Source organism: Streptomyces gilvosporeus, assembly GCF_002082195.1.
Lineage (GTDB): Bacteria > Actinomycetota > Actinomycetes > Streptomycetales > Streptomycetaceae > Streptomyces > Streptomyces gilvosporeus.
On record NZ_CP020569.1, the window covers coordinates 2477159 to 2500325 of the forward strand.

Consider the following 23167-nt stretch of genomic DNA (forward strand, 5'->3'; position numbering starts at 1 on the left):
ACGGCCGATAAGTGGCCTCGGACAAGGTTACTGGCTCGCCCGCACCGCCCCGTCCACGGTCTCACTGCCGGATCGACCAGCCCCGCTCCCTCAGCTCCGCGGTCAGCGCCGGGACCGCCGCCGGCTGCACCGTGAGCTGGATGAAGCCGGCCTGCTGACCGGTGGCGTGCTCGATGCGGACATCCTCGATGTTGACCCCGGCCCGGCCGGCGTCGGCGAAGATCCGGGCCAGCTCACCGGGCTGGTCGCCGATGTAGACCGCGACCGTCTCGTACGCGGCCGGGGCGGCGCCGTGCTTGCCCGGCACCCGCTCGCGGCCGGCGTTGCCGCGGCGCAGAACGTCCGCGATACCGCCGGCGCCGGTGCCGCGCTTGTCCTCGTCGGCGGACTCGAGGGCGCGCAGCGACCGTACGGTCTCGTCCAGGTCGGCGGCGACCTCGGACAGCACATCGGCGACCGGCCCCGGATTGGCGGAGAGGATGTCGATCCACATCGCCGGGTCGGAGGCCGCGATCCGCGTCACATCCCGGATGCCCTGGCCGCACAGCCGAACCGCGGTCTCGTCGGCGCCCTTGAGGCGGGCGGCGACCAGGCTGGAGATCAGCTGGGGGGTGTGCGAGACCAGGGCGACGGCGCGGTCGTGGGCGTCGGCGTCCATCACCACCGGCACGGCCCGGCACAGCGCGACCAGCTCCAGCGCGAGGTTGAGGACCTCGGTGTCGCCGTCGGGCCGCGGGGTGAGCACCCAGGGCCGGCCCTCGAAGAGATCGGCGGTGGCGGCCAGCGGCCCGGAGCGCTCCTTGCCGGACATCGGGTGGGTGCCGAGGTATCCGGACAGCTCGCAGCCCAGCGCCTCCAGCTCGCGGCGCGGGCCGCCCTTGACGCTGGCGACGTCGATGTACGCACGGGCCGCGCCGCGCCGTATGGCATCGGCCAGCGCCGCCGCGACATGGGCGGGCGGCACCGCCACGATCGCCAGGTCGACGGGGCCGGGCGGCGCCTCCGCCAGGCCCGCGCCCAGCGCCGCGGCCGTCAGGGCCTGCGCCTGGTCGTGGTCCTCCAGGTAGACCTGGACGCCGCGGGCGTTGAGCGCCAGCGCGACCGAGGTGCCGATCAGGCCCGTTCCGATGACGAGTGCGGTCCTCACTGGGCGATGTCCTTCCGCAGCGCCGCGGCCGCACCGAGGTAGACGTGCGCGACCCCGGCCTTCGACAGCCCGGTCTCGACATGGGCCAGCACCCGCACCACCCGGTCCATGGCGCCGGCCACCTCCAGCTCCTGGGCGCACAGCAGCGGCACATCGGTGATCCCGATACTGCGCGCGGCGGCCGCCGGGAAGTCGCTGTGCAGATCGGGGGTGGCGGTGAACCACATGCTGATCAGGTCCTCCGGCACGAGGTCGTTGCGCTCCATGATGGCCAGGAGCAGCTCGGCCACCTGCTCCCGCATGTGCTGCGCGTCGTCCCGCTCCAGCTGGACGGCCCCCCGGACCGCTCGTACCGCCACGTCACCGCTCCCTGCGTTCGGTGCGTACGCCTCTGCGTACGCACAGATCAGCGTATCGAGCGGCGCTGACAACCGTGCGCCGAGCCGTCGCAATTCCGGTGACAGCCACCGCCCCGACCAGCGACAATCGCCCGCATGCCGACCGACCGCCCGACCGTTCCCGCAGGCCCTGAGCTGGTTGCCCACCACACCGTGTACGCGTGTGTGATGGGCTCGCGCGCCTTCGGCCTGGCGACGGAGTCCAGCGACACCGACCGGCGCGGGGTCTATCTCGCGCCCACCCGGCTCTTCTGGGCGTTCGAGAAGCCGCCGACGCATGTCGAGGGGCCGCGCGAGGAGGAGTTCTCCTGGGAGCTGGAGCGCTTCTGCGAACTGGCCCTGCGGGCCAACCCCACCGCCCTGGAATGCCTGCACTCCCCACTCGTCGAGCGCATCGACGCCACCGGCCGCGAGCTTCTCGCACTGCGCGAGGCGTTCCTCTCCCGGCAGGCGCACCGCACCTTCGCCGGCTACGCGGCCGGGCAGCTCAAACAGCTACGGGTCGGTATGCGCCGCCACGGCACGCCCCGGTGGAAGCAGGCCATGCATCTGCTGCGCCTCCTGGCGAGCTCCCGCGATCTGCTCCGCACCGGCGTGCTCACCGTCGACGTCGGCGAGGCCCGGGAGGAGCTGCTGGCCGTCCGGCGTGGCCAGGTGCCCTGGGAAGAGGTGGAGCGCCGCATGACGGCGCTCACCGAGGAGGCCGAGGCGGCCGTCTCGGGCTCCCCACTGCCGGCCGAGCCGGACCGGGCCCGTGTGGCGGACTTCCTCTTCCGGGTCCGCCGTTCCTCTGCGCTTGGCTGATGGCCCCACGTTTTTGTCTGCGGCGCCGCGGTTTCTTCTCGCCGTTGCGCCTGCGGCGGGCTGGGGTTGTTCGTCGGCCGCGGTGCCGCCCCTGCGGACTTCGTCCTCCGGTGCGTCCCCTCCCGACGGTGGGGGAGGGAAAGGCCGGTGGTCCACCCCCAGGTCTTTTCCCACCCCCAACGGGGAGGTACCGGGCCGTAGCGGCGAAGCCGTGTAGGGCCGGTGCCGCCGCCGGACAGCCCCGCGCTGGGGGCAACTCCCAGCGTTAGCTGGGGGAGGCAACGCCCGCCGCAGGCGCAACGGCGAACAACCCCCACGGCGGGACGGCCGACAACGTGGGGCTCAGGCAAAGCGCAGCGGACGGGCCAAAGCCAAGAGGTCCGCCCGGTACTCGATACGGGCGGCCCACTCCGCGGGCCACGCGTCGGCGCCAAGGTGGGCGCCCGCGAACGCGCCCGCGAGGCACGCAATCGAGTCGGAGTCGCCGGAGGTACACGCCGCCCGCCGCAGCGCGGTCAGCGGTTCGTCGGGGAACAACAGAAAGCACAGCAGGCCCGTGGCCAGTGCCTCCTCGGCGATCCAGCCGGCGCCGGTGGCCAGGCACGGATCGGTCTCCGGGTCCGGCGCGGCGAGCGCCGCGTCCAGGCGGTCCAGGACGCCCAGGCACTCGTCCCAGCCGCGGGCGATGAACGTCGTCGGCGTGGGGTCCTGGGCGTACCGCCACAGGTCGCCGAGCCAGTCCTCGCGGTACTCGGTGCGGTGGGCGTGCGCGTACGCGCGCAGCAGACCGGTCAGCTCGACGGGGCGCGCCCCGTCGGCGAGGAGGCGTACGGCACGCGCGGTCAGGTCGGAGGCGGCCAGCGCCGTGGGGTGGCCGTGGGTGAGCGCGGACTGGAGCTGGGCGGCGCCGGAGCGCTGCCGGGTGCTCAGCCCCGGCACGAGCCCGACGGGTGCGACGCGCATATTGGCGCCGCAGCCCTTGGAACCGATCTGCGTGGCCTCGGCCCAGGGCCGGTCCTCGTCGCTGAGCATCTCGCAGGCGCGCAGGCAGGTGTAGCCCGGCGCCCGGTTGTTGTCGGGCGAGCGCCACCAGGCGACGTACTCCCGGCGTACGGGGCCCTCCAGGCTCCGCGCGGTGAGCTCGCCCTGCTGCACGGCCGTGCGCAGACCGCGGCCGAGCGCCAGCGTCATCTGGGTGTCGTCGGTGACCATGGCGGGATCGGGCAGCTCCATCTGCCGCCACGGCCCGCACTTGGCGAGGATCGCCGGTACGTCGTTGAACTCGGTCGGAAAGCCGAGCGCGTCACCGAGCGCGAGCCCGATGAGCGCGCCGGTGGCGGCGGACTTCGTGTCCTCCGTCGCGGCCCCCATTGCGTCCATCTGCGCCTCCCCCATGAAAAAACCACCCCTTAATCGTCACGATGACGTTAAGGGGTGGCGCGGCAATACCGCAAGCGGCTTCCGGCTACAGCTCGACCTCGCGCATCAGCATGCCGACCTCGGTGTTGGTCATCCGGCGCAGCCAGCCCGACTTCTGGTCGCCCAGGGAGATCGGGCCGAAGGCCGTACGGACCAGCTTCTCGACCGGGAAGCCGGCCTCGGCCAGCATCCGGCGCACGATGTGCTTGCGGCCTTCGTGGAGGCTGACCTCGACGAGGTAGTTCTTGCCGGTGTTCTCCACGACCCGGAAGTGGTCGGCTCGCGCGTAGCCGTCCTCCAGCTGGATGCCGTCCTTGAGCCGCTTGCCCAGGTCGCGCGGGAGGGGGCCCTGGATGGCGGCCAGGTAGGTCTTCTTGACGCCGTAGCGCGGGTGGGTGAGGCGGTGGGCCAGCTCGCCGTGGTTGGTGAGCAGGATGATGCCCTCGGTCTCGGTGTCCAGGCGGCCGACGTGGAAGAGGCGGGTCTCGCGGTTGGTGACGTAGTCGCCGAGGCACTGGCGGCCGTCGGGGTCCTCCATGGTGGAGACGACGCCGGCCGGCTTGTTGAGGGCGAAGAAGAGGTAGGACTGGGTGGCGACCGTCAGGCCGTCGACCTTGATCTCGTCCTTCTCCGGGTCGACGCGGACGCCCTGCTCCGTGACGATCTTGCCGTTGACCTCGACCCGCGCCTGGTCGATCAGCTCCTCGCAGGCCCGCCGCGAGCCCATACCGGCCCTGGCCAGCACCTTCTGCAGCCGCTCGCCCTCCTGCTCGGCGCCGGGGAAGGTCTTGGGGGTCTTGACCTGCGGCTTGTCATGGCGGGCGCGGTTGCGCTCCTCGACCTGGGCGTCGTACTCACGGGGCCGCGCGGGGCCCTGGCCGCGACCGCGCTGGGGACCGCCGCCCTTGGCGCCGAAGCCGGAGGACTTCGCTCCCGTACGGGGACCGCCCTTGGCACCGCCGCGGGCCGCCGCGCCGCGCCCCTTGCGGGGGCCGTCGCCGGTACCGCCGCCGGTACCGCCGCCGGTACCGCCGCCGGATCCGCCCACGTCGTAGCGGCGCTCCTCGGGACGGGGGCGGCCCGCTCGCTGCTGCTTGTCGTCCCGCTGGTTGCCGGCACCGCGGTAGTTACCGCGACCGCCGCCGCTGCTGCCCCTGCTGTTCCTGCCGCTGCTTCGCATCAATGATCCGTCTGAGAGTCGCCGCTGTCGTCTACGTCGAACGACGGGATACCTTCCGGGGAGTCGCCCTCGACCGCGTCCGCCTCCGGGAGGAACGGTGCGAGCTCAGGGAGCTCGTCCAGGCCGCGCAGGCCCATCCGCTCCAGAAAGTAATTCGTCGTCCTGTACAGGATCGCACCTGTTTCAGGTTCCGTCCCCGCCTCCTCCACCAGACCGCGCTGGAGGAGCGTGCGCATCACACCGTCACAGTTGACCCCGCGTACGGCCGAGACACGGGAACGGCTGACCGGCTGACGGTACGCGACCACGGCCAGAGTCTCCAATGCGGCCTGGGTGAGGCGGGCCTGCTGGCCGTCCAGGACGAAGCTCTCGACGGCGTCGGCGTACGCGGCGCGGGAGTAGAAGCGCCAGCCGCCGGCCACCAGGCGCAGATCGAAGCCGCGGCCCTCGCGGGTGTAGTCGTCGGACAGCTCGCGCAGCGCGAGGGCCACCGCGCGGCGCGGCCGCTGGAGCACCTTCGCCAGATGCTCCTCGGTCGCCGGCTCGTCGACGACCATCAGGACGGCCTCCAGGGCGGGCTTGAGCGCCAGCTCGGCGACCCCCAGCGCCCCCGCGGGCGCCGCGGGCCCCGCATCCTCGGCAGCGGCTTCCTGCACCTCGTACGCGTCCTGGCGCATCCCGTCCGCCCGGTCCGCCCCGTTCACTGCGCTCACTGTGCCTCCTCCGTCCGCCGGGGCTCCCCCGCGGCCTCCGGTGCCGCCTCCTGGTCGAATTCGTCCGTCACGACCGGCTCGGCTCCCTCCGCGCCCGTCCAGCGCACCGTCAGCGTCCCCAGCGCCTCCTCCTGGTCCAGCGCGACCACCCGCTCCCGGTAGAGCTCCAGCAGCGCCAGGAAGCGCGCCACGACGGTGAGGGTGTCCGGTGCGTCCGCCACCAGTTCCTGGAAGCCGGCCCGGCCCGCCTCCCGCAGCCGCGCCATCACCACCTCGGCCTGCTCGCGCACGCTGACCAGCGGCGCGTGGATGTGGTCGACGTAGACCTGCGGCTTCGCCCTGGGCCGCATCGCCTTGACGGCCAGTTTGGCGAACCCCTCCGCCCCGATGCCGAGGACGACCTCGGGCAGCAGCTCGGCGTGCTCCGGCTCCAGCCCGACGGTTCGGGGGTAGCGGCGCTGCTCGTCCGTCAGCCGCTCGCTGAAGATGTCCGCGATCCGCTTGTACGCGCGGTACTGGAGCAGCCGGGCGAAGAGCAGGTCACGGGCCTCCAGCAGCGCGAGGTCCGCCTCGTCCTCCACCTCGGCGGCGGGCAGCAGGCGGGCCGCCTTCAGATCCAGCAGCGTCGCGGCGACCACCAGGAACTCGGTGGTCTGGTCCAGGTCCCAGTCCGGCCCCATGGCGCGGATGTACGCCATGAACTCGTCGGTGACCTTCGACAGCGCGACCTCGGTGACGTCCAGCTTGTGCTTGGCGATGAGCTGGAGGAGGAGGTCGAAGGGCCCCTCGAAGTTGGTCAGCCGGACGGTGAACCTGCGGTCGTCGGGCTGCGGAGGGTCGGCGGGGGCGCTGGGGGCGTCCGACGCGGCGGCGACGTCCGGTGCGGCGGGGGCTGCGGGAGTCTCCGGTACGGCAGGGACGTCCGGTGCGGCCGGTTCCTCCTGCGGCTCGGCCCCCGGCCCGCGCCCCAGGGGGCGCCGGGCCCGGGTGACGGGGGTGTCGTGGTGGGTCGTCGTCGGCATCGCGGTCCACAGGCTATCCCGCGGCCCGCCCGGCGGGCCGCGCACCACCGCGACCGCGCGTCAGCGCCCCCGCAGCCGCCGTACCAGGATGCTGGCGTCCCCGCGGGACTCCAGGTCGGCGAGGACGACGGCGACGGCCTCGCGGACGATGCGGCCGCGGTCGACGGCGAGGCCGTGTTCGCCGCGCAGGACCAGGCGGGCGTGTTCGAGGTCCATGAGCTCCTCGGCGGAGACATAGACGGTGATCTTCTCGTCGTGCCGTTCGCGGCCGCTGGGGCGGCGGTTGGCGCCGCGGCCGGCACCGCGGCGGCGGGCCGGGGCGGCGGGCTGGGCGAACACCGCCGGGCCCTTGGGAGACTCGTCCGCCCCCCGGCCGCCGGGCTCGGCCGCGGCGGGCGCCTGCACCGGGTCCTCGCCGGGGTCGGCCTCGCCCGCCGGCGCCGGCACCCGGGGTGTCTCACCCGGCGCCGGGGAGCCGCCCGCCGCGGAGCCGTTGGGCGACCGGCGGGGCGGGGAGGACTGGAGTCCCATCCCCCCGGTGGTGCGGAAGAGTTCGTCGGCTCCGGGCAGACTCACTCGGCGTGACACCGGGCGAGCACCTCCCTGGCGAGCTGGCGATAGGCGGCGGCACCCACGGAGTTGGAGGCGTACGTGGTGATCGGCTCGCCCGCGACGGTGGTCTCGGGGAAGCGGACCGTACGGCCGATGACGGTGTGGTAGACGTGGTCGTCGAAGGCCTCGACGACGCGCGCCAGGACCTCGCGGCTGTGCACCGTACGGGAGTCGTACATGGTCGCCAGGATGCCGTCGAGCTCCAGCTCGGGGTTGAGCCGCTCCTGGACCTTCTCGATCGTCTCGGTGAGCAGCGCGACACCGCGCAGCGCGAAGAACTCGCACTCCAGCGGGACGATGACCTTGTGAGCCGCCGTCAGAGCGTTGACGGTGAGCAGGCCGAGCGAGGGCTGGCAGTCGATGACGATGTAGTCGTAGTCGGCCAGCAGCGGCTTGAGGGCGCGCTGGAGGGTCGACTCGCGGGCGACCTCGCTGACCAACTGCACCTCTGCCGCTGACAAATCGATATTGCTGGGCAGCAGGTCCATGTTGGGGACCGCGGTCTTCAGGAGCACCTCGTCGGCCGACATGCCCCGCTCCATGAGCAGGTTGTAGACCGTCAGGTCGAGTTCCATCGGGTTGACGCCGAGGCCGACCGACAGGGCGCCCTGGGGGTCGAAGTCGACGAGCAGGACCCGTCGTCCGTATTCGGCGAGTGCGGCGCCCAGGTTGATGGTCGAGGTGGTCTTGCCGACCCCGCCCTTCTGGTTGCACATCGCGATGATTTTCGCCGGGCCGTGGTCCGACAGCGGTCCCGGGATGGGGAAGTAGGGGAGCGGGCGTCCGGTCGGGCCGACGCGTTCGCGGCGCTGGCGCGCGGCGTCCGGCGCGAGCGTCGCGGCGTATTCGGGGTCCGGCTCGTACTCCGCGTCCGGATCGTAGAAGTGCCCCTCGGGCAGGTCGTCGTAGTCGGCGAGACGGGCGGGTTGTCCACTGCCCCGGTCGCCGGCCATGGCGTTCACGTGATGGCCGTCCATACTCTGGTGGGCTGTCGTGGAAATGCTCTGGTGCGCTGCGAAGGTGTGGACCGCGACGGAGCCGACAGCCTCGAGCCCCGAGGGACCCTGGCCCCGTGCAACCGCTCCTGGCACGCCACCTCCGGGAGTAAATGTCGACTCATTCACAAGTCGTCTTACCTCCTTGGATGCGACCAGGAAACTTATCGATAGGTCAGCGTGGCACCATGCCGACGGTTGGCGACTCTATGGCGTGTCGGGCGTTCGCAGCAACACAATCCACCGGACCCGGCACGATGTGTCGGTAACTCAACCCCCGAATGTCAAGGGCGCAGGGCGCTTCAACCCGATGTTTCGGGGGGTCGCGAATCGGTTAAAGGGTTACGTTCACGGCGAGTTGAGGGTCCGTCGGCCGAAGACCCGCCCTCGGCGTGTCGCACACACGACCGGCCGGGCCCCGTTGACAGGGCCCGGCCGGGTGGTTGCGCGCGAACGCGACCGATTGACGCCTTATCAGCCGAGGAGCGTGCGCAGCTCGACCGACTCGAGGCCGTGCGCCTCGGCGACCTCGGGGTAGACGACCTTGCCGTCGTGGGTGTTCAGGCCCTTCGCCAGCGCCGGGTCACGGCGCAGCGCCTCGACCCAGCCGTTGTTGGCCAGCGACACGATGTAGGGCAGCGTGGCGTTGGTCAGGGCGTAGGTGGAGGTGTTCGGGACCGCGCCGGGCATGTTGGCGACGCAGTAGAAGACCGAGTTGTGGACCTGGAAGGTCGGCTCGGCGTGGGTGGTCGGACGGGAGTCCTCGAAGCAGCCGCCCTGGTCGATCGCGATGTCGACAAGGACACTTCCGGGCTTCATCTTGGCGACGAGCTCGTTGGTGACCAGCTTGGGGGCCTTGGCGCCCGGGATCAGGACGGCACCGACGACGAGGTCGGCCTCGACGACGGCCTTCTCCAGCTCGAAGGCGTTGGAGACGATCGTCTGCACCTTGGTGCCGAAGATCTTGTCGGCCTCGCGGAGCTTGTTGATGTCCTTGTCGAGCAGGGTGACGTGGAAGCCCATGCCCACGGCGATCTGCACGGCGTTCCAGCCGGAGACGCCGCCGCCGATGACCACGGCCTTGCCGGCGTGGGTGCCCGGGACGCCGCCCGGAAGGACGCCGCGGCCGCCGGCCTGGCGCATCAGGTGGTAGGCGCCGACCTGCGGGGCGATCCGGCCCGCGACCTCGGACATCGGGGCGAGCAGCGGCAGCGCGCGGTTGGCGGTCTCGACCGTCTCGTAGGCGATGGCGGTGGTGCGGGACTCCAGCAGGGCGTCCGTGCACTCCTTGGAGGCGGCCAGGTGCAGGTAGGTGAAGAGCGTCTGGTCCTTGCGGAGCCGGTGGTACTCCTCCGCGATCGGCTCCTTGACCTTCAGCAGCAGGTCAGCGCTGCCCCACACCTCATCGGCGGTGTCGAGGATGGTGGCGCCGGCGGCGACGTACTCCTCGTTCGTGATGGACGAGCCGAGACCGGCGTCCTTCTCGATGACGACCTCATGGCCGTGGCGGACGAGCTCGTGCACTCCGGCGGGCGTGATGGCCACGCGGAACTCGTTGTTCTTGACCTCGCGGGGGATACCGACCTTCACGTCGATCACGGTCCTTGAAAGAGAGCTTGCAGAGGAATTATCCCCTCATGCGATGCATGACGGAACTGACCGCGCCGTACGCGGCCCGCCCAGTCTATTGAAGGAGCTCTTCTTGTCTAGCCTTGTAAAGCAATAATTCTCGCCGGAGGCACTACCGATTTCGTAGGTCAGTCGGGGTGATCTTCGAGAAGCTGCTCCCCCAGGTCACGGTGGAGCCGTGCGGCTGCTGGGTCGCCGAGGCGTTCGAGACCGTCCGCAATCCGAAGTCGCAGCACCGCCTCCAGGCGGGGTTCGTCCGCCATGCGGACGGTTTCGAGGGCCTCCTGTGCGGTCCGCAGCGCCTCCTCGTGCGCGCCCGCGCACTCCAGGACGTGAGCCAGCTCCCCCGTCGCCCGCGCCTGGCCGGCCGTGTCGCCGGCCCTGCGGTAGGTCCGCGCGGCCGCCCGCCACGCCTTGATCGCCTCTTCCCACCGGCCGGTTCGGGCGCAGGCGGAGCCGATCCGGCCGTGCAGGCGGGCCGCGTCCGCGCGCTCCCCGCGGCCCAGCCGCAGCTCCAGCGCCCGTCCGTACCAGTCCGCGGACCGCTGCCAGTCCTCCAGCGCCGCATAGGTGCCGCCCAGCGACTCCAGCGCCCGCCCGGTGGCCGGCTCGTCGCCCGCCGCGCGGGCCGCCTCCAGGGCGCCGCGGTAGCGGGTGAGGGCCGCCTCGGTGCGGCCGGTGCGGGCGTCCACATCCGCGAGGTTGAGCAGGGCCGCGGCCTGTTCGCGCGGCAGCCGGCGGCGGGTGGCGACCTCCAGGAGGAGGCCGTGCAGGGTGTAGAGGTCGGGCGCGGCCGCCTCGGGGCCCTGGTGCGCGAGCAGCGTACGGGTCAGCGCGGCCATCAACCGCCGGTCCAGCGTGTCCAGTTCACCGTCCGCGACGGCGATCCGGGCGGCGTCCAGCAGCACGTCGCGGCGACCGCGCAGCCAGCCGGCGGCGGCGTCCCGGGAGGGGAAGCGCAGCGAACGCGGCAGGGCGGCGACCTTCTGGCGCGCGGGCGAACCGGGGGGCTCGGTCATCGCCCGGCACGACACCAGCAGCCGTACGGTCCGCTGGAGCATCCGGGCGCGGGCCAGCTGGATGTCGGCGGCCCGTTCGGTGTCCTCCAGCAGGGTGCGCACCAGCGGGGCGAGGCAGCCGGGCAGCCGGTAGGCGGGGTGCCCGGCGGCGCCGTCGGGTACGGCCGTCGCCTCCTCCTGGCCCGCCACCGGACGCAGCAGCCCCATTTCGGTGAACTCGTGCAGCGCCGTCCCGGCCGTGGCGAGCGTGCATCCGGCCAGCGCGGAGACCGTGTGCGCGTCCAGCAGGCCGCCGGGGGCCATGACGGTCAGTCGCAGTATCCGGGCCGCGGTCTGCGGCAGCGCGTCGTAGACGATGCGGAAGGCGCGGTACAGCGGCCGGACGGCGGTGGACTGGCCGTCGGGGGGCGGTACGGCGGCCAGCGCCTGGTGCAGATCGGCCAGCGAGGACTTGGGCCGGGCGGCGAGCCAGCCGCCGGCCAGTACCAGCGCGGCGGGCTGCCCGGCGCACTCCTCGGCGATGGCCTCGGCGGTGGTCGGATCGACGGTGATCCGGGTGGGGCCGGCGTAACTGGCGAGCAGTTCGACGGCGGCCGCGGTGTCCAGGCCGCCCAGGGTGCACGGCCGGACATCGGGGATACCGGTCAGCGGCCCCTGGGAGACGACCACGACCAGGCAGTCCGGGGCGTCCGGGAGCAGCGGCTCGACCTGTTCGGCGCCCGGGGCGTCGTCCAGGAAGAGCAGCGCACGGCGGCCGGCGAGGGCGCCGCGCAGCAGCTCGCTCAACTCGTCCAGGGGGGCGCCGGGCGGGGCGGCGGTGCCGAGCGCATCGAGCAGCTCGCGGGCGATGACCTCGGTGGCGGCCGGTTCGCCGTCCCGGCCGGTGAGGGTGGTGCGCAGCACCCCGTCGGGGTAGTCGGCGGCGAGCTCGCGCAGCAGGGCCTCGGCCAGCGCGGTACGGCCGGAGCCGGGACGGCCGGCGATCAGCAGGACGCGGCTGCGTGCGCCGCGGCGGCCGGTGAGGGTGTCCAGGCCGGTGCGTTCGATGTCGGCGCGCAGCGCCTTGAGCTCGCGGCGGCGGCCGGCGATCCGGGCCGCGGGGGGCGGGGTGGAGGGCGCGGGGACGGTGACGGCGCCGTCCCGGCGGGGCCCCGATGCCCGCCGGGACGGCGCGGCCGTGGCACCCCCGGCCGGCCGGTCCCTCGCCTCCGGCGGGAGCTGCCCGCCGCCCACCGCCTGATCCGTCACCGGCCACGCTCCTGTCCTGCTGCGCGTACGAGCCCACCGCATTCGGCGGCGGGAACGGTGCCGAGCGTAGTTCACGATCCGTCACCGGCCGCGCTCAGCGGGGCGGTTGGTCACTCGATCGGAACAGAAGATCATCAGACCGGCGGGTAAGGGGCCGGTCCGCTGCCGGTCAGGACGCGAACGGACGGGCGGGCCAGGGCGCCTCGGCCGGACGCAGTGTGTCCACCCCCGCGCCGGCCTGGACCGCGGTCAGCGACAGCACCCCCACCACCAGGCAGTTGTTGTGCAGCTCACCGGCGAGCACTCCGCGCACCAGCTCCTCCAGCGGCACCCGTGCCAGCTCCATGTCGGCCTCCTCCTCGGAGACCTCGAACCGCTCCCCCTCGGCCTCGGACAGATCCCGGGCGAGGAAGATCCGTACGGCCTCGTCGCAGCCGCCCGGCGTGGTGTAGACATCGGTCAGCACCCGCCAGTCCTCGGCCTTGACGTGCGCCTCCTCGTACAGCTCGCGCTGCGCGGCGTGCAGCGGGTTCTCGCCGGGGACGTCGAGCAGCCCGGCCGGGATCTCCCACAGCCGGTGGCGTACGGGGTGGCGGTACTGGCGCAGCACCAGCACCCGGCCCTCGTCGTCGAGGGCGAGCACCGCCACCGAGCCCGGGTGGACCTGGTAGTCGCGCGTGACGCTGCTGCCGTCGGGCATGACGACCTCGTCGGTGCGCACGCTGGTCTTGTTCCCGGTGAACGGCGTCGTGGTCGCGATGACCGCCCACTCCTCCGGGGTGTCCTTGATCGCCATGGCGCGACGTCCTCCCTGTATGTGCCTGAGCATCCACCGACGCGGAAAGCCGGGGTGCGGCCTCGTGGAGGCCACACCCCGGCAACCGTATCCGTAGCGGTGTCCGCTACTTCGCGACACCCGTCTTGCGGGCGACGGCGGCCTTGACCAGCCCGGCGAAGAGCGGGTGCGGGCGGGTCGGGCGGGAGCGCAGCTCCGGGTGCGCCTGGGTGGCGACCAGGTAGGGGTGCACCTCGCGCGGGTACTCGACGTACTCGACGAGCTTGTTGTCCGGGGAGGTGCCGGAGAACTGGAGCCCGGCCTTCTTCTCCAGCTCGCCGCGGTAGGCGTTGTTGACCTCGTAACGGTGGCGGTGGCGCTCCTCGACGTACTCCTTGCCCGCGTAGACCTCGCGGACGATGGAGCCCTCGGCGAGCTTGGCCGGGTACATGCCCAGCCGCATCGTGCCGCCCATGTCGCCCTCACCGGCGACGATGTCCAGCTGCTCGGCCATCGTGGAGATCACCGGGTCGGCGGCGCCCGGGTCGAACTCGGTGGAGTTCGCGCCCTCGATCCCGGCGAGGTTGCGGGCCGCCTCGATGACCACGCACTGGAGGCCCAGGCACAGGCCCAGCAGCGGCAGCTTGTTCTCGCGGGCGTAGGTGATGGCGCCGACCTTGCCGTCGACACCGCGGTCGCCGAAGCCGCCGGGGATGCAGACCGCATCGCAGTCGGAGAGCTGCTCGGCGGCGCCCGCGGGCGTCTTGCAGTCGTCGGAGGTGACCCACTTCAGCTTCACGCGGGTCTTGTTCGCGAAGCCGCCGGCGCGCAGCGCCTCGGTCACCGAGAGGTAGGCGTCGGGCAGGTCGATGTACTTGCCGACCAGCGCGACCTTGACCTCGTGGTCGGGGTTGTGGACGCGGTCGAGCAGGTCCTCCCACTGGGTCCAGTTCACATCGCGGAAGGGCAGGTCCAGCTTCCGCACGACATAGGCGTCCAGGCCCTCGGTGTGCAGGACCTTGGGGATGTCGTAGATCGAGGGGGCGTCGATGGCGGCGACCACCGCGGCCTCGTCGACGTCGCACATCAGCGAGATCTTGCGCTTGATCGCGGTGGGCACCTCGCGGTCGGCGCGCAGCACGATCGCGTCGGGCTGGATACCGATGTTGCGCAGCGCCGCGACCGAGTGCTGGGTCGGCTTGGTCTTCAGCTCACCGGACGGGCCGATGTAGGGGAGCAGCGAGATGTGCACGACGAAGACGTTGTCCCGGCCGACCTCGTGGCGGACCTGGCGGACGGTCTCCAGGAACGGCAGCGACTCGATGTCGCCGACCGTGCCGCCGACCTCGGTGATGACGACGTCGACGTCCTCGGTCGCCATCCGCCGGATGCGGTGCTTGATCTCGTTGGTGATGTGCGGGATGACCTGCACGGTGTCGCCGAGGTACTCGCCGCGGCGCTCCTTGGCGATCACGGTGTTGTAGACCTGGCCGGTGGTGACGTTCGCGCTGCCGTCGAGGTCGACGTCCAGGAAGCGCTCGTAGTGGCCGATGTCCAGGTCGGTCTCGGCGCCGTCGTTGGTGACGAAGACCTCACCGTGCTGGAACGGGTTCATCGTTCCGGGGTCGACGTTCAGGTACGGGTCGAGCTTCTGCATCGTGACCCGCAGGCCGCGCGCCTTCAGGAGTGCACCCAGGCTGGAAGCGGTGAGCCCCTTGCCGAGCGAGGAGGCGACGCCCCCGGTGACGAAGAGGTGCTTGGTCGTCGTGGCTGCATTCTTGCGAGAAGCAGAGGGCGTCATGGCCAAGAGGGAGCTCCCGTGGTCGCGAGGTGGAGAGGTGCGAGGCGGCAACCGGCCCGGTTTCGGGGGTGCCGTCGCTGCGGTTCGGGGGTTCTCGTGCCCACCGGTCCACGGGGTACCAGGCTATCAGCGACCGGGCATGGTCGCGCCCGGCCACGCATGGCCGATTCCATGTGACAGCCACGTGACTTAGGCCACCCGATCGGACCACCCCACTCCTTGCGAGCGTCGCGCGGATCGCTCATCTGCGTCGTATCCTGCTCGGACACTCGCCAACGAGCCGCCCGGGAAGGCACCACCCCCGCCCGATTTCCGGTCCCGCTGCTCGGCGACGTTTCATGGGCAGGACGGACAGCACACACGTCCCATGGGGGGCGTCACTCCAGTTCGACGGGAGATGCACGTGGCCGGGCGCATCGAGGACTACGCACTCATCGGAGACATGCAGACGGCCGCCCTGGTATGCCGGGACGGCACCGTCGACTGGCTGTGTCTGCCCCGTTTCGACTCCCCGGCGGTCTTCGCGGGTCTGCTGGGCACCGAGGAGCACGGCTTCTGGCGGATGGGCCCGGCCTACGGCCCCGGCGGCGGCCCCCGCCCCGCCGACCGGCGCCGCTACCGGGGGGACTCCCTGGTGCTGGAGTCCGAATGGGACACCCCCCGCGGCACGGTCCGGGTGATCGACTTCATGCCGCCGCGGGACGGCGCCCCGCAGGTGATCCGCATCGTGGAGGGCGTCAGCGGCCGGGTCACGATGCGCTCGGAGCTGCGGATGCGGTTCGCGTACGGCTGGGTGGTGCCCTGGGTCCACAAGCGCGACGGCCGCACCGTCGCCGTCGCCGGCCCCGACTCCGTATGGCTGGACACCGAGGTCGAGACCTACGGCAAGGACCTGACCACGTTCTCCGACTTCACCGTCTCGCCGGGCGAGCGGATCGCCTTCACCATCAGCTGGGAGCCCTCGCACAAGCAGCCGCCGGCCGTGGCCGAGCCGGAGGCGTCCTTGACGGCGACCGAGGAGTTCTGGCGCGAGTGGGTCGAGCACTGCACCTACCACGGCCCCTACCGCGATGCCGTGGTCCGCTCGCTGATCACCCTCAAGGCCCTCACCTACGCCCCGACGGGCGGCATCGTCGCCGCGCCGACCACGTCGCTGCCCGAGTGCATCGGCGGCGTCCGCAACTGGGACTACCGCTTCACCTGGCTCCGCGACGCCGCGATCACCCTCTCCTCCCTCCTGCGCACCGGCTATCGCGAGGAGGCCCGCGCCTGGCGCGAATGGCTGCTGCGCGCGGTGGCCGGCGATCCGGAGAACCTCCAGATCATGTACGGCATCGCCGGCGAGCGGGAACTGGGCGAGAACGACCTCAACTGGCTTCCCGGGTACGAGAATTCGCAGCCCGTACGGGTCGGCAACGGCGCCGCCGGACAGCTCCAGCTGGACGTCTACGGCGAGGTCACCGAGGCCCTGCACCTGGCGCATATGACCGGGCTGGCCCGTAACGACTACGCCTCGCTGCTCCAGATCAAGCTGATCCAGTGGGTGGAGAAGCACTGGGACGAGCCGGACGAGGGCATCTGGGAGGTCCGCGGCCCGCGCCGGCACTTCGTCCACTCCAAGGTCATGACCTGGGTGGCCGTCGACCGCACCGTCAAACTGATCGAGTCCGGTGACGTCGACGGTCCCCTCGAACGCTGGAAGGACCTGCGCGAGACCATCCACCGGGACGTCTGCGAGAAGGGTTACGACAAGGAGCGCAACACCTTCACCCAGTCCTACGGCTCCCAGGAACTGGACGCCTCGCTGCTCCTCATCCCCCAGATGGGCTTCCTGCCGCCCGACGACAAACGCGTCATCGGCACCATCGAAGCGATTCAGCGCGAACTGTCCACCGAGGACGGCTTCATCCTGCGCTACCCCACCTCCGGCGAGGACGACCTCGGCGTCGACGGCCTGGAAGGCGAGGAGGGAGCCTTCCTGGCCTGCTCCTTCTGGCTCGCGGACGATCTCGCCATGATCGGCCGGGTGGAGGAGGCCCGCAGACTCTTCGAGAAGCTGCTCTCGCTCCGCAACGACCTGGGCCTCCTGGCCGAGGAGTGGGACCCACGGCTCAAGCGCCAGGTGGGCAACTTTCCGCAGGCGTTCAGCCATGTTCCTTTGATCGACACGGCCTTGCGGCTCACGGCCAGCGGGGCCTATGGGGGTTAGCCCCACGTTGTCGGCCGTCCCGCCGTAGGGGTTTGCCGCCGTTGCGCCTGCGGCGGGCGGTTGCCGCTGCGCGGGGCTGTTCGGCAGCGGCACCGGCCCTACACGGCTCCGCCGCTACGGCCCGGCACCTCCCCGTAGGGGGTGGAAAAAGACGGTGGGGGCGGACCACCGGCCTTTTCCCTCCCCCCGTCGGGAGGGGCCGCACCGGAGGACGAAGTCCGCAGGGGCGGCACCGCGGCCGACACACAACCCCGCCCGCCGCAGGCGCAACGGCGGGAAAGCCAAAACGTCGGCCCAGGCAAAGCGCAGCGGACGGGTGGGGAGAAACCTAAAACGGCGTCAGCGTGAGGGTGAGCTCCTTAGGCGCGCCATCCTCGATGTACGAGGCGAAGCCGGCCACGTCGTCGAAGGCGAAGCCGTACGCCTTGCCGTCCTTGGTCGCCGCATGCATCGCCTTGGCGTAGTGGTTGGTGAGCCGCTGCTGGTAGAAGGCGGCCGGGTCGGTGGTCGGCTGGGCCGTGTGCGTGGTGAGGGTGGAGCGGTTGAGGGCGGCGCCCAGGATGGCGGCGACGGGGCCGAGGGTGCCGTCGTTGGGGGCGGCGAGGGTGCCGTCGCAGAAGAGGACGTCGCGGGTGGAGGGTTTGTCGAACGCCACCGTTCCCGGCCCGGTGAAGGCGAGTTTGCCGCCGTTGACCCGACCGGTGAACTTCCCCGCGTTCGTGGTGACGGTCAGGTCCTTGGAGGCGTACGCGGACCACGCCTCGTCGATGGCCGGGGCGAGATAGTCCTTGGCGAACAGTCCGCTGTCCAGGCCGTGTCCCGGGGCGATCACCCGCTTGTCGCCGATGACCAGCCGGTCGAAGCCCTCGGCGCCCTTGACGTCGGTGAACACCTTGGCGCGGGCGCCGTCGCGGAGTGTGCCGGTGGTCTGGTCCTTGGCGCCGCTGAGATGGAGCGCGAGCGGGACACTGAACATGTCGACCATGGTGGTGTTGCAGTACATCCCGCTTGCGTTGTAGGTGAATTCGGCGCAGTCGTGCAGCACGTCGTAGTTGGGGTCGCCGGCGACCCAGCCGGCCGGATAGGCCAGCGCCGCCTTGCCGTTGCCGTCCGCCACGGCCTTGAACTTGAGCTTGCTGCCGAGCGCGGTGTAGATCCGGCCGGACATCTGCGGCAGCTGGAGGGTCGTGGTGGCGCCGGCGGCGAGCGGGATGGCGTAGTCGGTGAAGCCGTCGGAGCCGTTGTCGGCCAGGGCGACGGGGCGGAGTCGGCCATCGGGGGTGACGTGCACCTGCTGGGTGCCGTCGTTGCCGACGATGTAGATCCATATGGACGAATTGGCGTACTGGCCCGAGGAGTTGACGATGTGGAGGGGCAGGCTTGCGGCGGCCCGGCCGGTCGTGGCGGTGGAGCCGAGGGCGCGGCCGGCGAGGGTGAGGCCCGAGGCGGCGGCGGCGCCGGCGGCGAGCCCGCCGAGAAGGGTGCGGCGGGTGATCACGAGGCGGCTCCTTGGCGGGTGGTACGGGCCGGGGCGGTGCGGCCCCGGGCGGGCGGTGCGACGGATACGGCGACATGGTCGACGAGCAGCGAGCCGCCCGGCCGGGTGGCGTCCGTGGGCGTGGCCCTGCCGGCGACGTTGTCCGGGAAGCTGCCGCCCATCGCGAGGTTGAGCAGGAGGAAGTGGCCGTGGTGGGTCGCCTTGGCCCAGGTGTCGGGGTCCATCTCCGTGGACTTGACGGTGTGGTACCGCTGTCCGTCCACGTACCAGTTCAGCGATTCCGCGGCGCTGTCGGTGCGGTCGAGTTCGAGCGCGTAGGTGTGGAAACCGGCCTGACAGGCGGTGTCGGGGCAGGCGCGGGAGGAGCCCTTGCCCGTGGTCTCGTTGCACGGCCCGCCCGGGTTGATGCCGCAGTGCAGTGTGCCCCAGACCTTGTCGATGCCGTTGACGTTCTCCATGACGTCGAATTCGCCGATGCCCGGCCAGTTCTGGTAGTTGCCCCGGTAGGCGTCGCCGAGCGTCCAGAAGGCCGGCCAGTAGCCGAGGGCGGCGTCCCCGGAGACGTCCGGCATCCGGATGCTCGCCTCGATCCGCAGCTTGCCGCCGGCCGGGGCGGCGAAGTCGGTGCGGCGGGTCTCGATCCGGCCGGAGGTCCAGGTGGCGCCGTCCTTCAGGGCGGTGATCCGGAGGTGTCCGGCGCCGTCGAGCTGGAGGTTCTCGGGGCGGTCGGTGTAGGTCTCGCGCTCGCCGGTGCCCCAGTTGGCGGGGCCGCCCTGGTAGCCGGTACCGGTGTCGGTGATCCAGTCGTCGGCGGAGGGCCGCGATCCTGCGGCGCCGTCGAAGTCGGTGCGCCACACTTCCTTGAAGGGGCCGGGGGCGGCGTTCGCCGTGGTGGCCGCCTGCCCTGCGGAGGCCGTGGGGAGGGCGACGGCGTAGGCGGCGACGAGTGCGGTGCCCGCGACGAAAAGCACCGCTCTCTTTCGCCCGCGGACGGCCTTCCGGCCCGTGATTTTCATGCTCATGACATTCTCCTCCTCGGTGCTGTGGGGGGTGGTGAGGAGTTCAGGGAGGGGATGCGGATGGTGAGAGCGCTCTCATCCGGATACCAAGGGGAACCCTGCCGACTCGGCTGCATACCGTCAAGACATCGCGTCAAAAAAGGAGTTGGACGGTGCCCGATGACAACTTCTGAACACAGCGGGCCCCGCCGCCCGCACGACCGGCGGCCCACCCTGGAGGCGGTCGCGGCGCGCGCCGGCGTCTCCCGGGCCACCGTCTCGCGGGTGGTCAACGGCGGTACGGGCGTGCGGGACGCGGTCCGCGAGCGGGTCCGCCGGGCGGTGGACGAGCTGGGGTACGTGCCCAACAGCGCGGCCCGCTCGCTGGTGACCCGCCGCACCGGGGCGGTCGCGGTGGTCATCGGCGAGCCGGAGACCCGGGTCTTCTCCGATCCGTTCTTCGGCCGCCAGCTGCGCGGTATCAGCCGCGAACTGTCCGCCGCCGACACCCAGCTCCTGCTGCTGTTCGTCCAGGACCGCGACGACCACGACCGCATCGGCCGCTATCTGGCGGCCGGACATGTCGACGGCGCGCTGATGTTCTCGCTGCACGGCGGCGATCCGCTGCCCGCCATGGCCGAGCGGTGCCGGCTGCCCACCGTCTACGGCGGCCGCCCCGGCTGGCCGGGCGCCGACCGCGCACCGCGGCCGCTGTTCGTCGACACCGACAACCGCGACGGCGCCCGTCAGGCCGTACGCCATCTCCTCGACCGCGGCCGCCGCCGGATCGCCGTGATCACCGGCCCGCTCGACCAGACCTCCGCGCTCGACCGTCTCGACGGCTACCGCGACGCCCTGGGCGCCGCCGATCCCGACCCCCGGCTGATCGCCGACGGCCGATTCACCGCGGAGGGCGGCGAGCGGGCGATGGCGCGGCTGCTGGCCGCCGCCCCCGACCTGGACGCCGTCTTCGTCTGTTCCGATCTGATGGCGAGCGGCGCGCTGCGCACCCTGCGGGCCCAGGGGCGCCGGGTGCCGGGCGACGTTTCGGTGGTGGGCTACGACGACCTCGAACCCGCGGCCTGGGCGGACCCGCCGCTGACCACCGTGCGGCAGGACGTCGAGGAGATGGGCCGCCTGATGGCCCGGCTGCTGCTGCGGCGGCTGGGGACCGGAGGGGAGGCGGGCGAGGAGCTCGCGCCGGTGATCACGGCGGCGCGGCTGGTGGTACGGGAGTCCTCGTAGGACGTCATCGCGTACCGTTCGTCGCCATGGGGCCGCAAGCACAGGAAGCGCACGCCGAAGCCGAGATCACGGTACGCAGGGCACTGGAGCTGCCCGCGCTGCGGCGCGGGCTGCCGGAGGTCCTGGCCGGGCAGGACCGGCTGGACCGGCCGGTGCGCTGGGTCCATGCGGGCGAAGTACCGCATATCGCCTCGCTGCTCAAGGGCGGCGAACTGCTGCTGACCACCGGCCTGGGGCTGGGCGCCCGGCCGTCGGACCAGCGCGCCTTCATCCGCAAGCTCGCCGACCGCGACATCGCCGCGCTCGTCGTGGAGCTCGGCTCGCGATTCGACTCGCTGCCCTCGGCGATGGTCGACAGCGCCCGGGAGTGCGGTCTGCCGCTGATCCAGCTGCACCGCGAGGTCCCCTACGTCACGGTCACCGAGGCCATCCACACCGAGATCGTCAACAGCCACTACGCGCTGCTGCGCCGGGCCGACGAGATCCTGCGCCGCTGCCGGGACGTGCTGCTGCGCGGCGGGGGCGCCCCCGAGGTGCTGCGGCTGCTCGCCGTCTTCACCGGCAATCCCCTCTGTCTGGAGGCCCCCGACGGCAGCCCGCTCTACGCGGCGGGCCCGGAGAGCGGCGACGAGGACGCGCCCGCCGAGGCCGATCCCCTGCTGGCCTGGGAGGGTTTGCGCGAGACCGGCGTACGGATCGACATCCCCGGGGGCGGCCACGGTCCCGACGCCGTCCGGGCCCGGCTGGTCCTGCTCCCCGTCAACGCGCCGCTGGCGCCCGTCCACCGGATCGCCGCCGAACGCGCCGCCGACCTCCTGGCCGTCGTCATGCTCCAGTCCCGTCAGGAGGAGGTGCTGGCCGCCCGCGGGCGCGGCGACTTCCTGGCCGATCTGGCCGAGGGCCGGATCTCCGCGGCCGAGGCCCCGTCCCAGGCCCGGCTGCTCGGCTTCCGTCCCGGCACGGAACCCGTCCTGCCGGTCGTCATGCGGCTGCCCGCCGGTCTGCCCACCCCCGGGAGCTGGGCCGTCCTCGCCCAGGCCCTGCGCGAGGAACTCGCCGCCCCCGGGGTGCCCGTGCTGCTGGGCGTACGGCCGGTGGAAGGCCGCGTGCCGATCCTGGTGGCGCTGCGCGCGGGCCAGGACCGTGCGGCACTCGCCGACCGGATCGCCCAGGCGCTGCGCGCCGGCATCGTCCGCGCGGGCCTGGACCGTCCGGCCGCGCAGCGCCCGGTGGTCGTCGTCGGCGCCGCCGGCGACTGGGCGGCCGCCGGACCCGGGCTGCGGCATGCGGCACAGGCGGCGGACGCGGCCCAGGGCCTGCCCGACCAGCCGTGGTACGACGCCCGCCGCCTCGATATCGAACTGCTGCTGTGGCGCATGCGCGAACAGGGCGAACAGGGCGTCCTGGACGACTTCGTCGACCGCGCCATCGGCCCCCTCCTGGCCCACGACCGCGGCGCCCGCCAGCCTCTGCTGCCCACCCTGGAGGCCTATCTGGCCAGCGCGGGCCGCAAGGCCGAGACCGCCCGCGATCTCAACGTCAACCGCCAGACCCTCTACGACCGTCTCGCCCGTATCGCCCAGCTCCTGGGCACCGATCTGGAGGACCCGCAGACGGTGCTCGGCCTGCGCCTGGCCCTGCGGGCGCGGCGGCACACGGACCGGCCGTAGGGCCGTCCCCCGCGCCCCTCCCGCGCGCCCTATCCCGCGACGGTCTCCGCCGCGGTGCCGACGCCGAGGGCGACCAGCACGCCGCCCGTGGTCCGCTCCAGCGTGCGGTGGACCCGGGGGCGCCGCAGCCGCTCCAGGAGGCGGCCCGCGCAGACCACGACCAGCAGCAGCCACCCGGCCGCGATGACCGCATCGAGGGCCCCCAGCAGCAGCGTGCCCCCCAGGACCGAATGCCCCTCGGGCAGGAACTGCGGGACCACGGCCACGAAGAAGATGCCGACCTTCGGGTTGAGCAGACAGCTCAACAGCCCCTGCCGGAAGGCGCGTACGGGCCCCAGGGGCGCGCGGTCCGCGGCCTCTTCCGCCGCCGGTTCGGCACCGGCGCCCGGCACCGCGGCGGACCGCCGGTGGGCCCACAGCGCCTGCCCGCCCAGCACCACCAGATAGGCCGCGCCCGCCAGCCGGACGACCGTGAACGCCGCGTCCCAGCGCTGGAGCGCCGCCGCGAGCCCGACCGCCGCGGCGGCCGCCCAGGCGAGCGACCCGAGCGCGGCGCCGAGGGCGGTGGCCGCGCCCGAACGGCGGCCGCCCCGTACGCAGTTGCGCAGCACCAGCAGGGTGTCCGGGCCCGGCGTCATCGTCATCAGCAGCGCGAACAGCGCAAATCCCCATAGCGCCACCGTCACGGCGCTCTCCCCTCGTCGGCGGACCTCCGGTCCGGGCGAGCCTAGCGGGTGGCACCGGGCGCGGATCCGCCGGCGGCGGCCTTCTGTACCTACTAGTAT

The 23167-nt window shown here is 72.4% G+C and carries 19 protein-coding genes; 4 read left to right on the top strand and 15 right to left on the bottom strand.

Translation table 11 applies throughout. The features are described 5' to 3' along the window. Positions 1-61: 61 nt before the first annotated feature. Both B1H19_RS10840 and aroH read right to left on the bottom strand, forming a co-directional pair. The gene (locus B1H19_RS10840; RefSeq protein WP_083104405.1) at positions 62-1147 is read right to left on the bottom strand and encodes a prephenate dehydrogenase; all 1086 of its coding nucleotides are present in this window, start codon (positions 1145-1147) and stop codon (positions 62-64) included. Further along, positions 1144-1506, bottom strand: a complete 363-nt coding sequence (gene aroH / locus B1H19_RS10845) for a chorismate mutase (protein ID WP_083104407.1) — start codon at positions 1504-1506, stop codon at positions 1144-1146. The genes B1H19_RS10840 and aroH overlap by 4 nt, the downstream gene beginning before the upstream one ends. A 135-nt stretch (positions 1507-1641) precedes the next feature. On the opposite strand from aroH, the gene B1H19_RS10850 reads away from it, so the two are divergent. Further along, positions 1642-2349, top strand: a complete 708-nt coding sequence (locus B1H19_RS10850) for a nucleotidyltransferase domain-containing protein (RefSeq protein ID WP_083104408.1) — start codon at positions 1642-1644, stop codon at positions 2347-2349. A gap of 342 nt (positions 2350-2691) precedes the next feature. Here B1H19_RS10850 and B1H19_RS10855 read toward each other — a convergent pair whose 3' ends face one another. The 10 genes from B1H19_RS10855 to B1H19_RS10900 all read right to left on the bottom strand — a co-directional run bounded on the left by B1H19_RS10855 (position 2692) and on the right by B1H19_RS10900 (position 14762). Next, positions 2692-3729 (bottom strand): ADP-ribosylglycohydrolase family protein, encoded by a 1038-nt coding sequence (locus tag B1H19_RS10855; protein ID WP_237289256.1) that lies wholly within the window; start codon positions 3727-3729, stop codon positions 2692-2694. A gap of 85 nt (positions 3730-3814) precedes the next feature. Next, a complete protein-coding gene (locus B1H19_RS10860; RefSeq protein ID WP_083104409.1) occupies positions 3815-4948 on the bottom strand; it encodes a pseudouridine synthase in 1134 nt (377 codons plus the stop codon). Next, positions 4948-5625, bottom strand: coding sequence for an SMC-Scp complex subunit ScpB (gene scpB, locus B1H19_RS10865; RefSeq protein ID WP_203237336.1), 678 nt, complete (start codon positions 5623-5625; stop codon positions 4948-4950). Before scpB ends, B1H19_RS10860 begins: the two co-directional genes overlap by 1 nt. Before the next feature lie 32 nt (positions 5626-5657). Beyond that, the gene (locus B1H19_RS10870) at positions 5658-6683 is read right to left on the bottom strand and encodes a segregation and condensation protein A (RefSeq protein WP_083104410.1); all 1026 of its coding nucleotides are present in this window, start codon (positions 6681-6683) and stop codon (positions 5658-5660) included. A gap of 60 nt (positions 6684-6743) precedes the next feature. Beyond that, the gene (locus tag B1H19_RS10875; RefSeq protein ID WP_083104411.1) at positions 6744-7259 is read right to left on the bottom strand and encodes a hypothetical protein; all 516 of its coding nucleotides are present in this window, start codon (positions 7257-7259) and stop codon (positions 6744-6746) included. Then, positions 7256-8272 carry a ParA family protein gene (locus tag B1H19_RS10880; RefSeq protein ID WP_418361439.1) on the bottom strand — a complete coding sequence of 339 codons (1017 nt, stop codon included), beginning with the start codon at positions 8270-8272 and terminating at the stop codon, positions 7256-7258. The genes B1H19_RS10875 and B1H19_RS10880 overlap by 4 nt, the downstream gene beginning before the upstream one ends. A gap of 492 nt (positions 8273-8764) precedes the next feature. Further along, a complete protein-coding gene (gene ald / locus B1H19_RS10885; protein ID WP_083109543.1) occupies positions 8765-9880 on the bottom strand; it encodes an alanine dehydrogenase in 1116 nt (371 codons plus the stop codon). A 167-nt stretch (positions 9881-10047) separates the two neighbouring features. Next, a complete protein-coding gene (locus tag B1H19_RS10890) occupies positions 10048-12186 on the bottom strand; it encodes a tetratricopeptide repeat protein (RefSeq protein ID WP_083104414.1) in 2139 nt (712 codons plus the stop codon). A gap of 169 nt (positions 12187-12355) precedes the next feature. Beyond that, entirely contained in the window at positions 12356-12982 is a 627-nt protein-coding gene (locus tag B1H19_RS10895) for an NUDIX domain-containing protein (RefSeq protein WP_083104416.1), read from the bottom strand. Positions 12983-13088: 106 nt separating this feature from the next. Continuing rightward, positions 13089-14762, bottom strand: coding sequence for a CTP synthase (locus B1H19_RS10900; RefSeq protein ID WP_083104418.1), 1674 nt, complete (start codon positions 14760-14762; stop codon positions 13089-13091). A 397-nt stretch (positions 14763-15159) separates the two neighbouring features. Here B1H19_RS10900 and B1H19_RS10905 point away from each other — a divergent pair, with 397 nt between their 5' ends. Next, the gene (locus B1H19_RS10905; RefSeq protein WP_083104420.1) at positions 15160-16971 is read left to right on the top strand and encodes a glycoside hydrolase family 15 protein; all 1812 of its coding nucleotides are present in this window, start codon (positions 15160-15162) and stop codon (positions 16969-16971) included. A 328-nt stretch (positions 16972-17299) separates the two neighbouring features. On the opposite strand, the gene B1H19_RS10910 is transcribed toward B1H19_RS10905, so the two are convergent. After that, positions 17300-18469 carry a beta-1,3-glucanase family protein gene (locus B1H19_RS10910; RefSeq protein WP_083104423.1) on the bottom strand — a complete coding sequence of 390 codons (1170 nt, stop codon included), beginning with the start codon at positions 18467-18469 and terminating at the stop codon, positions 17300-17302. Next, the gene (locus B1H19_RS10915) at positions 18466-19491 is read right to left on the bottom strand and encodes a glycoside hydrolase family 16 protein (protein WP_083104424.1); all 1026 of its coding nucleotides are present in this window, start codon (positions 19489-19491) and stop codon (positions 18466-18468) included. The genes B1H19_RS10910 and B1H19_RS10915 overlap by 4 nt, the downstream gene beginning before the upstream one ends. Before the next feature lie 156 nt (positions 19492-19647). Here B1H19_RS10915 and B1H19_RS10920 point away from each other — a divergent pair, with 156 nt between their 5' ends. Both B1H19_RS10920 and B1H19_RS10925 read left to right on the top strand, forming a co-directional pair. After that, positions 19648-20712 carry a LacI family DNA-binding transcriptional regulator gene (locus B1H19_RS10920; RefSeq protein WP_083104425.1) on the top strand — a complete coding sequence of 355 codons (1065 nt, stop codon included), beginning with the start codon at positions 19648-19650 and terminating at the stop codon, positions 20710-20712. Between the two features lie 26 nt (positions 20713-20738). Next, positions 20739-22382, top strand: a complete 1644-nt coding sequence (locus B1H19_RS10925) for a PucR family transcriptional regulator (protein ID WP_083104426.1) — start codon at positions 20739-20741, stop codon at positions 22380-22382. 29 nt (positions 22383-22411) lie between these two features. Here B1H19_RS10925 and B1H19_RS10930 read toward each other — a convergent pair whose 3' ends face one another. Continuing rightward, entirely contained in the window at positions 22412-23068 is a 657-nt protein-coding gene (locus B1H19_RS10930) for a LysE family translocator (protein WP_203237132.1), read from the bottom strand. Positions 23069-23167 lie beyond the last annotated feature (99 nt).